This window comes from Herbidospora sp. NBRC 101105 (assembly GCF_030269205.1).
In the GTDB taxonomy this organism is placed as follows: domain Bacteria; phylum Actinomycetota; class Actinomycetes; order Streptosporangiales; family Streptosporangiaceae; genus Herbidospora; species Herbidospora solisilvae.
Genome location: NZ_BSSX01000001.1, coordinates 1015967 through 1026101, shown reverse-complemented (window position 1 = coordinate 1026101; position 10135 = coordinate 1015967). Strand labels below are relative to the sequence as shown.

Annotated in this window: 2 protein-coding genes; both read right to left on the bottom strand. The window is 75.7% G+C overall.

The features are described from left to right. Positions 1 to 7: 7 nt before the first annotated feature. Complete coding sequence (locus tag QSK34_RS04695; RefSeq protein ID WP_285580267.1) at positions 8 to 4705, bottom strand: type I polyketide synthase; 4698 nt, start codon at positions 4703 to 4705, stop codon at positions 8 to 10. A 45-nt stretch (positions 4706 to 4750) separates the two neighbouring features. Then, entirely contained in the window at positions 4751 to 10132 is a 5382-nt protein-coding gene (locus QSK34_RS04690) for a type I polyketide synthase (protein ID WP_285580265.1), read from the bottom strand. Positions 10133 to 10135: the final 3 nt, after the last annotated feature.

Sequence of the window (10135 nt, the reverse complement as noted above, 5' to 3'; positions counted from 1 at the left end):
GGTGTCCTCACTTTCGCGTCCCCGAGCGGGCGCGGCGACGCCGCGACCCCCGCGCCGAGCTGGTGTCCAGAGCCTGGCGGGCGCCTTCGGCGGCGTCTCCGGCCACCGCCGCGGCGAACTCCGCCACGGTCGGGTGTTCGAACAGCACGGCGGGCGCGATCGGCACGCCGAGCTCCTTCTCGATGGCGATCACCATGGCCATCCCGACCAGGGAGTTGCCGCCGAGGTCGAAGAACGGGTCGTGGACGCCGACCCGGTCGATGCCGAGGTAGGCGGCCCACACTTCGGCGACGGCGGTCTCCGTCTCGGTCCGGGGGGCCGCGTAGTCGGTGCGCAGTTCCGGGCGCGGGAAGCGCTCGCTGAGCGAGACGGCCGTGGCCGCTCCGACCAGCGCGTCGAGGTCGACCATCGCGGACCAGTCGCGGAGCACCTCGCCGAGCGGCTGCCGGACCGCCAGGACGCTGCCGTGCCCACCGGCCACGATCCGGTCCAGCAGGGCACAGCCGGCGTCGTCGGCGAAGCCGTACCGCTCGCGGTAGGCGCGTACGCGTTCGGCCAGGCCGGTGGCGGTCTTGAGGCTTTCGGCCTGCCAGTCGTCGTGCTGCCAGGGGCCCCAGGCGATCGACACGACGCGGGTGGAGGGCGCCGAGGCGGCGAGCGCCTCGCCGTAGGCGTCCAGGACGGTGTTGGCGGCGCAGTAGTCGCTCTCGCCGATGCCGCCGAACGCGGTGACGGCGGAGGAGTACAGGACGAGCAGTTCGGGCCGCCGGTCGGCGGGGGTGCCCGGGCCGACGAGTTCGGCCAGCGGGCCCATCGCGAGGACCTTGGGGGCGAGCACCGCTCCCGCGTCCGCGAGCGCCCTGCGCCGCGCCATCCCGCCGGCGGGCAGCCCGGCGGCGTGGACGACGCCGGTGAGCGTGCCGAAGTGGTCGCGGCAGCCCTCCAGCGCGGCCCGGAGCTCGGCGGGCACGCCGACGTCGGCGGTGAGCAGCAGCACCTCGGCTCCGGCGGCCTCCAGTTCCGCGACGTCCCGCAGGCTGCGCCCGGCCCTGCTCTCAGGGTCGGCGTCGTGGGAGAGCGCGGTCCTGCCGACCAGCGCGAGCCTGCGCACCCCGGCCCGGACCAGGTGCCGGGCCAGCGCCATTCCCAGGCCGCGGGTGCCACCGGTGATCAGGTAGACGCCGTCCTCCCGCCACGGCGAGGGCGGGTCGGGGACCGCGGGCGCCTCGGCCCAGCCGCGCAGCCAGCGCCGGCCGCGCCGCCAGCCGGAGACCCGGTCGTGAACGGTGTCGTCGTGGCCGATGTCCAGCAGCAGTTCGCGGCCGATCTGCGCAGCGGCGGCGTCGGCGTCCGGCGCGTCAGGGTCGAGGTCGACGCCGGTCCAGTCCAGGCCCGCGTACTCGTGCCGGATCGCGCGGCCCAGACCGTGGGTCACCGCCCGGTACGGGGCCGTCGCGTCCGCGCCGAGGATCTCGGCGGCCCCCCGGGTGACGGTCAGCAGCCGTACGTCCCGGTCGCCGAGGGACTGGGCGGCGAGCAGCAGGCTGTCGAAGCCGTATTCGACGGCGGTGCGCGGGTCGTCGGCGAGGAGGCTCCACAGGTGGGCCACCCGGACCGGCCCGTCACCGTCGGCGAGGGCGAACACCTCGGCGTAGTGCGCGGGGTCGCGGGGGTCGATGACCAGGCGGCGGCCCTCGCGGCGCAACCCGGTCCCGGCGACCACCTCGACGACCCGCGTGCCCGCGGCGGCGGCGCGGTCGGCGAGCGCCGTGCCGACGCCGCCGGAGTCGGCGAACACGATCAGCGGTCCGTCCAGCCGCAGGTCGGCGGGGACGGCCGGGCGCGCCGGGTCACGCTGCCAGGCGGGGGCGAAGCAGAGATCCGCCGGTTCGGCCGGCCGGGCGGACGGCACCGGCGAGCTGCCGCCCTCCCCGATCTCGGGCCAGAAGCGGGTCCGCTGGAACGGGTACGCCGGCAGGCTGACGACGCGGCCCGGACCCGGCTGGACACGCTCCCAGGTCACGCCCGCGCCGACTTCCCACAACCGGGAGCAGGTCTCCAGGAGCTCGACCCGGGCGTCGCGCGGTTCTCCACCGGCCCAGGAGGCCGGCAGGGTGCCCAGGACCGCGGCCCGGGACCCGCCCGCGAGGTTCTGCCGGACCAGCCCGCCGAGCGTCTGCCCCGCGCCGAGTTCGACGAACACGTCGACGTCCTGCTCGACGCAGTGCCCCACCGCGTCGGCGAACCTGACCGTGCTGACGAGCTGGTCGGCCCAGTACGCGCTGCTGGTGGCCTGCTCCGCGGTCATCGGCCGGCCGGTGAGGTTGCACAGGATCGTGGTGGCCGGGGCCCGCCGGGGCACCGATTCGATCAGCGCGGCCAGTTTCTCCCGCGCGGGTTCGAGCAGCGTCGAGTGGAAGGCGTGCGCGGAGCGCAGCGGGCGGCAGGCGACGCCCTCGGCGAGCAGCCGGTGGGTGACGTCGTCGATCTCGTCGGGCGCGCCGCTGAGGACGGTCATCGAGGGGCCGTTCAGCGCGGCGACGCCGGTTGTGGTCCCGGTGAGGAAGGCGCGGACCCGGTCCTCGCCGGCCGCGACGGCGACCATCTTCCCGGCCGGGACGGCGCTGATCAGGCGGGCGCGTTCGGTGACGACACGCAGCGCGTCCTCCAGGGTGAAGACCCCCGCCAGGGTGGCGGCGACGTATTCGCCGAGGCTGTAGCCGAGCAGCACGTCCGGACGCACGCCCCGGTGCGCGAGCAGCCGGGCCAGCGCGTACTCGACGGTGAACAGGAACGGGTGGGCGACCTCGGCGTGCGCCAGCCGGTCGTCGGCCCCTGTGGATTCCTGCGCGCGGCCGAGCAGGACGGCCAGGTCTCCGGAAGAGGCGGTCCGCTCGGCCGGTTCGAACAGCGGGCGCAGGTCGACGTCCCCGAGGAGTTCCACGCAGCGGTCGACCGCTTCGGCGTAGACGGGTTCGGCCTCGTAGAGCTCCCGGCCGAGGCCGGCGTACTGGTCGCCGACGCCGGGGAGGAGGAAGGCGACGCGCGGCCGCCCCTTGACGCGCGCGGCGGGTCCAGAGGCGGCGGCGGCCCGGAGCCCGCGGACGGCCCCGGCCACGTCGTCGCAGACCAGGACGCGGCGGTGGTCGTGCTCGGCGCGGCCGGTCCGCAGCGTGTGCGCGACGTCGGCCAGGTCGGCGCCGGGGTGGTCCTCCAGCCAGGAGGCGAGGCGGGCGGCGTGCTCCCGGAACGCCGCGTCGCCGGCGGCCGAGAGGGGCAGCGCGTGCGGACCTTCGGCTACCGCCGCCGGTCCGGGCGGCGGCGCGGATTCGAGCACCAGGTGGGCGTTGGTGCCGGACAGGCCGAACGAGCTGACCCCGACCAGGCGCGGCGTGCCCTCGCCGGGCAGCGGCACCGCGCCGGCGGCCGGCTGGATCGAGCCGTCCGCGGGGACGGCCGGGGACGGCCGGGTCAGGTTGAGGGTCTGGGGGATGAGCCGGTTCTCCAGGATCAGCACCGACTTGATCAGCCCGGCGACGCCGGCGGCGGCCTGGGTGTGGCCGATGTTGGTCTTGACCGCGCCGACCCGCAGGGGGCGTTCGGCCGACCGGCCGCCGAAGACGTCGTGCAGGGCGCCGAGCTCGATCGCGTCGCCGAGGTGGGTGCCCGAGCCGTGCGCCTCGACGTGGTCGATGTCGTCGGGCGACACGCCGGCGGCGGCCAACGCGCTGGTGATCACCGCGACCTGGGCGCTGCGGCTGGGGGCGGTGAGGCCGTTGCTGCGGCCGTCCTGGTTGACGGCGGAGCCGCGCAGCACGGCCCGGATGCGGCGGCCGTTCGCGATCGCCTTGGAGAGCGGTTCGAGCACGACCAGGCCGGCGCCCTCCCCCATCACGTAGCCGTCGGCGTCGGCGTCGAACGTCTTGCACATGCCGTCCTGGCAGAGCATCCCGCCGGCGCAGGCCTGGATGAAGTTGGTGGGGTGGATGGTGAGCGACGCCCCGGCCGCGACGGCCAGGTCGCATTCGCCGCGCCGCAGGCTCTCGGCGGCCAGGTGCACCGCGATCAGCGACGAGGAGCAGGCGGTGTCGACCGTGAGCGTCGGGCCCGACAGGTTGAACTGGTAGGCGATCCGCCCGGCGGCGACGCTGGCGGACACCCCCGAGGCCAGATAGGGGTCGGCCAGCGCGTCCCGGCCCTGGCGTTCGAGCTGGAGACGGCCGTACTGGAGGGTGTCCATCAGCCCGATGACCACGGCGGTGCGGCTGCCCGCCACCCGGGCCGGGGAGACGCCGGCGTTCTCCAGGCCCTCCCACGTCAGCTCCAGCAGGAGCCGGTGGTGGGGGTCGACGCGGAGCGCCTCACGCGGGGACAGGCCGAAGAACTCGGCGTCCCAGGTGGTGATCTCCGGCAGGAACGCGCCGTGCCTGGTGTACATGGCGGCCGGGGTGCGCGGGTCGGGGTCGTAGTAGTCGTCGATGTCCCAGCGCGAGGCCGGCACCTCGGAGATGCCGTTGCGGCCCTGCGACAACATGTCCCAGTACCCCTCGACCGTCTCGCCTCCGCCGGGGTAGCGGCAGGACATGCCGATGATCGCGACCGGTTCGTGGGTCCGGTCCTCGGCGGCGGCGAGCTGGCGGCGCGTCTGGGTCAGTTCGACGGTCACACGCTTGAGGTAGGCGCGGAGTTTTTCCTCGTTCCCCATCTGTCGAGCCTTTCCAGTAGCGAGGGGTGGTGGTCGGGACGGCGGTCAGAGTTCGTTGTCGATCAGCGCGAAGATCTCCTCGTCGGACGCCGAGCCGATCTTCGCCACCACTCCCGTCGCGTCGGCCGGGGGCGCGAGCCTGGTCAGGCCGGTCTGGAGGATGGCGACGAGCTTGTTCCTGACCGCGTCCGCCTCACCGTTGAGGGAGCCCAGCTCGGCCTCGACCCGCTCCAGCGCGCCGCGCAGCGTCTCCTCGGGCGAGGGTGCGGCGGGGGCGAGGCTCCGGAACAGGTAGCCGGTCAGCGCGGTGACCGTCGGATGGTCGAAGACGAGCGTCGCGGGCAGCCGCAGGCCGGTCTCCGCGTTGAGCCGGTTGCGGAGCTCGACGGCGGTCAGGGAGTCGAAGCCGAGCTCGTTGAACGCGCGGTCCACGTCGATCCCGGCGGCGCTGCCGTGCGCCAGCACGGCGGCGACGTGGCCGCGGACGAGGTCGGTGAGCAGCCGCCTGGCCTCGGTCTCCGGCACCGCGGCCAGCCGTCCTGGCAGGTCGCCGCCGGCGGGCGCGGCCGGGGCGCCGCCCGACGCGGCCTGCCGGCGCGGCGCGCGGACCATCCCGAGCAGCATCGGCGGCAGGTCGCCCCGTTCGGCGCGGGCCTGGAGCCCGCCGACGTCCCAGCCGGCGGCGACGACCAGCGGTTCGGCGCTGCCGAGGGCGGCGTCGAACAGGTCCAGGCCGGCTTCGGCGGGGAGCGGCGCGACGCCGGAGCGGGCCATCCTGGCCACGTCGCCGTGGGTGAGGCCGCCGGTCATGCCGCTGCCGGCGTCCCACAGGCCCCAGGCGATCGACACGGCCGGCAGGCCGGTCTCGCGGCGGTGCGCGGCGAGGGCGTCCAGGAACACGTTCGCGGCGGCGTAGTTGCCCTGCCCGGCGCTGCCGAGCGTGCCGGCCAGCGAGGAGAACAGCACGAAGGCCGACAGCGGCCGGTCGCGGGTGAGTTCGTGCAGGTGCCAGGCGGCGTCGGCCTTGGGCGCGAACACGGTGTCGAGGCGGTCGCCGTCCAGTTGCTCGACGGTCGCGTCGTCCAGGACGCCGGCGGTGTGCACGACGCCGGTCAGCGGCCGGTCGGGCGGCACGAGCGCGAGCGCGGCGGCCAGCGCGGCGCGGTCGGCGACGTCGCACGCGACGACCGTGACCCGCGCGCCGAGCGCGCCCAGGTCGCCGGCCAGCTCGCCCGCGCCGGGCGCGTCCAGGCCGCGCCGGGAGACCAGCAGCAGATCCCGTACGCCGTGCCGCTCCACCAGCCGCCGGGCGACCAGGCTGCCCAGGCCGCCGGTGCCGCCGGTGACCAGCACCGTGCCCTCACCGAGGCCGGGCGGCTCGGGCGGTTCGGGGGTCCGGCGGGCCAGGCGGGGGGCCAGCAGCGCGCCGTCCACGGCCATGAGCTGCGTCTCCCCCGCCGCGACCGCGCCGGCCACGGCGGGCCAGTCGGTGAACCCCTCCGCGGCCTCCAGGAGCACGAACCGGCCGGGGTGCTCCGACATCGCGGTGCGGACCAGCCCGCGCACGGCCGCGCCGGTCAGATCACCCGGCCGGGTCACGAACACCAGGCGGGAGTCGGCGAAGCGCTCGTCCCCCGCCCACGTCCGGATCAGGTCGAGCGCCCGGCCGCACTCCTCCCTCAGCGCGGCCGGCAGCTCGCTCGACGGGCCGGCGCCGACCGTGGCGACGACGAATCCCGGCACGTCGGCGGGGAGCGGACCGGCCCCGAGGAAGACGAACGGGGTCTCGTCTGCGGCCGGCACGGCGAGCTTCACCCAGTCCATCCCGTGGAGGACGGGCCCCCGCGCGACGGACGTGCGCGCCGGGGCGGTCCGCACCCGCAGGTCGCCGATGGAGAACACCGGGCGGCCGGACGCGTCCGCCGCCTCGACCGTCGCGTCGTCCCCCGACGGGACCAGCCGGACCCGCAGCAGGGTGGCCCCCGAGGCGTGCAGGGTGACGCCCCGGAACGCGAACGGCAGGCGCGGCGCGCCGGGCCCGGCGGCCAGCACCATCGGGTGGAAGGCCGCGTCCAGCACGGCCGGGTGGATGCCGAACCCGGCGACGTCCAGGTCCAGGGCGATCTCGGCGAACAGTTCGGCGCCCCGGGTCCACATGGCGCGCACGCCCTGAAAGGCCGGGCCGTACTCGTAGCCGAGGTCGGCCAGCCGCTCGTAGCCGCCGTCGACCGGGACCGGCTCGGCGTCGGCGGGCGGCCAGGAGGCCGCCCAGGCGGACAGGTCCGCCGCCTCCGGCGGGCCGGCGACGAGGAACCCGGAGACGTGCCGCGTCCAGGTCACGCCGGTGCGGGCGAAGACCCCGACGGCGCGGCGGCCGTCGGCGCCGGGCGGGCCGACGATGACCTGAAGAGGCACGGCGTCGCCCTCGGAGAGGAACAGCGGCGCCTCGATGACCAGTTCCTCCAGGTGGTCGAAGCCCGCGAGCGCGCCGCCTTCGAGGGCCAGCTCGACGAAGGCCGCACCCGGCAGCAGCACGCCGCCCTCGACGGCGTGGTCGGCCAGCCAGGGCGCGGTCGCCGCGCTCAGCTCCCCGGTGAGCAGGAATCCGTCGTCGGCCGTCGGCACCACGGCGGTGAGCAGGGGGTGGCCGGAGGCGTCGATCCCGGCGGGCGCGATCCCGGCCGGCCCGGCGGCGCCGAGCCAGTAGCGGCGGCGCTCGAAGGCGTACGTCGGCAGGTCCACGGTGTGGTCGGGCCCGGGGGTGACGGCCGCGCTCCAGTCGACCTCCGCGCCGAGGACGTACGCGTCGGCCAGCGCGGTCAGGAAGCGGCGATGGTCGCCCGCTCCCCGGCGCAGGGTCGCGGCGACGCCCGCCGGGATCCCGGCCGACTCGCAGATCTCCCGCAGGTCGTGGCCGAGCACCGGATGCGGGCTCACCTCGACGAACAACGGCGTGCCGGTGCCCGCGAAGGCGGTGACCGCCGACTCGATCAGGACCGGGTTGCGGAGGCTCTCGTACCAGTAGGCGGTGGTCAGGTCGGCCGTGTCGATGAACTCGCCCCGGTGCGCGGAGCTGAACGCGATGTCGGTCGCCTGGGGCGCGACGCCGTCCAGGGTGGCCAGCAGTTCCTCGCGGAGCGCTTCGACGTGCGGGGTGTGGGAGGCGTAGTCGACCACGATCCGGCGGATCTGGACGGCGCCGCCGTGGGCGGCGGTGAAGGCGTCCAGCGCGTCGGCGTCGCCGGCGACGACGCAGCCGGCGGGGCCGCTGTGCACCGCGATCCAGATCTGGTCCCGCCAGGGCTCCAGCAGGTCGCGGACCTGCCCGGCGGGGAGCGACACGGCGAGCATGCCGCCGGTGCCGCTCAGCTTGACCAGGGCCCGGCTGCGCAGCGCGACGATCTTGGCGGCGTCCTCCAGTGAGAGCGCGCCCGCCACGCAGGCGGCGGCGATCTCGCCCTGGGAGTGGCCGACCACGGCCGCGGGTTCGACGCCGAACGAGCGCCACGCCGCGGCCAGGGAGACCATCACCGCGAACAGGACCGGCTGGACGACGTCGGTGCCCGCCAGCTCCGGCGCTCCCTCGTCGGCGCGCAGCACACCGGTGACCGACCAGCCCGTGTGCACGCGCAGGGCCTTCTCGCAGCGCTGCATCTGCGCGCGGAACGCCTCGTTGGAGTCGAGCAGGTCGACCGCCATGCCGGCCCACTGGGAGCCCTGACCGGGGAAGACGAAGACCTGCCGGGTGTCGGCGGGGGCGACCCCGGTCACGGCGGCGGGGTGCGGGGCGCCCTCGGCGAGGGCGGTCAGCGCGGCGACCAGTTCGGCGCGGTCCGCGGCGACGACGACGGCGCGGTGGGCGAAGCCGGAGCGGCGGGCCAGGAGCCGGCCGGCGGCGGACAGGTCGGCCTCGGGGGCGTCGCCGGCGAACCCGCTCAGCCGGGAGGCCTGGCCGCGCAGGGAGGCGGCGGACTTCGCGCTGAGGACCCAGACGAGGGGACCGCCGGCCGGGGCCTCGGCCTCGGTCTCGGTCTCGGTCTCGGCGGCGGGCGCCTCCTCCAGGATGAGGTGGGCGTTCGTGCCGCTGATCCCGAAACTCGACACGGCCGTCCGGACCACCCGGCCGGCGGGGAGCGGGACCGGCTCGGTGAGCAGCCGCACCCCTCCCGACGACCAGTCCACATGCGGCGTCGGTTCCGCGACGTGCAGGGTCATCGGCAGGGTCCGGTGCTCCATCGCCTTGATCATCTTGATCACGCCGGCCACCCCGGCGGCGGCCTGGGTGTGCCCGATGTTCGACTTCACCGAGCCGAGCCAGAGCGGCCGGTCGGCTCCCCTCTTGCGTCCGTAGGTGGCGAGCAGGGCCTGGGCCTCGATCGGGTCGCCGAGCCGGGTGCCGGTGCCGTGCGCCTCGACGGCGTCGACGTCGCGGGTGTCGAGCCGCGCGTCGGCCAGCGCCTGCCGCACGACCCGCTCCTGGGCGGGGCCGTTGGGCGCGGTCATGCCGTTGCTCGCGCCGTCCTGGTTGACGGCCGAGCCGCGCACCACCGCGAGGATCCTGCGGTTGTTGCGCCGCGCGTCCGACAGGCGCTCCAGCAGCAGGATGCCGACGCCCTCGGCCCAGGCCGCGCCGTCGGCGGTCGAGCTGAAGGACTTGCAGCGGCCGTCGGCGGAGATGGCCCGCTGCCGGGAGAACTCGATGAACGGCTCCGCCGAGGCCATCACGGTGGCGCCCCCGGCGAGCGCGAGGGAGCACTCGCCCCGCCGCAGCGCCTGCACCGCCAGGTGGATGGCGACCAGCGAGGAGGAGCAGGCCGTGTCCACCGAGATCGACGGGCCCTCCAGCCCGAAGGTGTACGACACCCGCCCCGACAACACGCTGGAGGCGCTGGAGGTGAACAGCGTGCCCTCGACCGCGGCCGGGACCGTGCCGATGAAGCGGCCGGCGTAGTGCTCGTACATGTTGCCGACGTAGACCCCGGTGAGGCTGCCGCGCAGCGTGGCCGGGTCGATGCCGGCCCGTTCGAACGCCTCCCACGACGACTCCAGCACCAGCCGGTGCTGCGGGTCGGTGGCCAGCGCGGTGCGCGGGCTCATCCCGAAGAACGCGGCGTCGAAGTCGCCCGCGTCGTACACGAAGCCGCCGTGGCGGGTGTACGACTTGCCCACCGCCTCCGGGTCGGGGTCGTACAGGTCGGTGGCCCAGCCCCGGTCGGCGGGGAACTCGCCGATCGCGTCCACGCCGCCGGCCACCAGCTCCCACAACTCTTCGGGGCTGGTCACCCCGCCGGGGTAGCGGCAGGCCATGCCGACGACCGCGACTGGCTCGTGCCGGCGTTCCTCCAGCTCCGCGAGGTGCTCGCGGGTGTCCTCCAGCTCGATGATCGCGCGTTTGAGGTAGTCGCGAAGTCTGTCCTCAGTGGTCACGGG

Excerpts from the sequence above, each read along its gene's own strand:
- QSK34_RS04695 (WP_285580267.1), bottom strand. The coding sequence starts at position 4,705 with ATGGGGAACGAGGAAAAACTCCGCGCCTACCTCAAGCGTGTGACCGTC.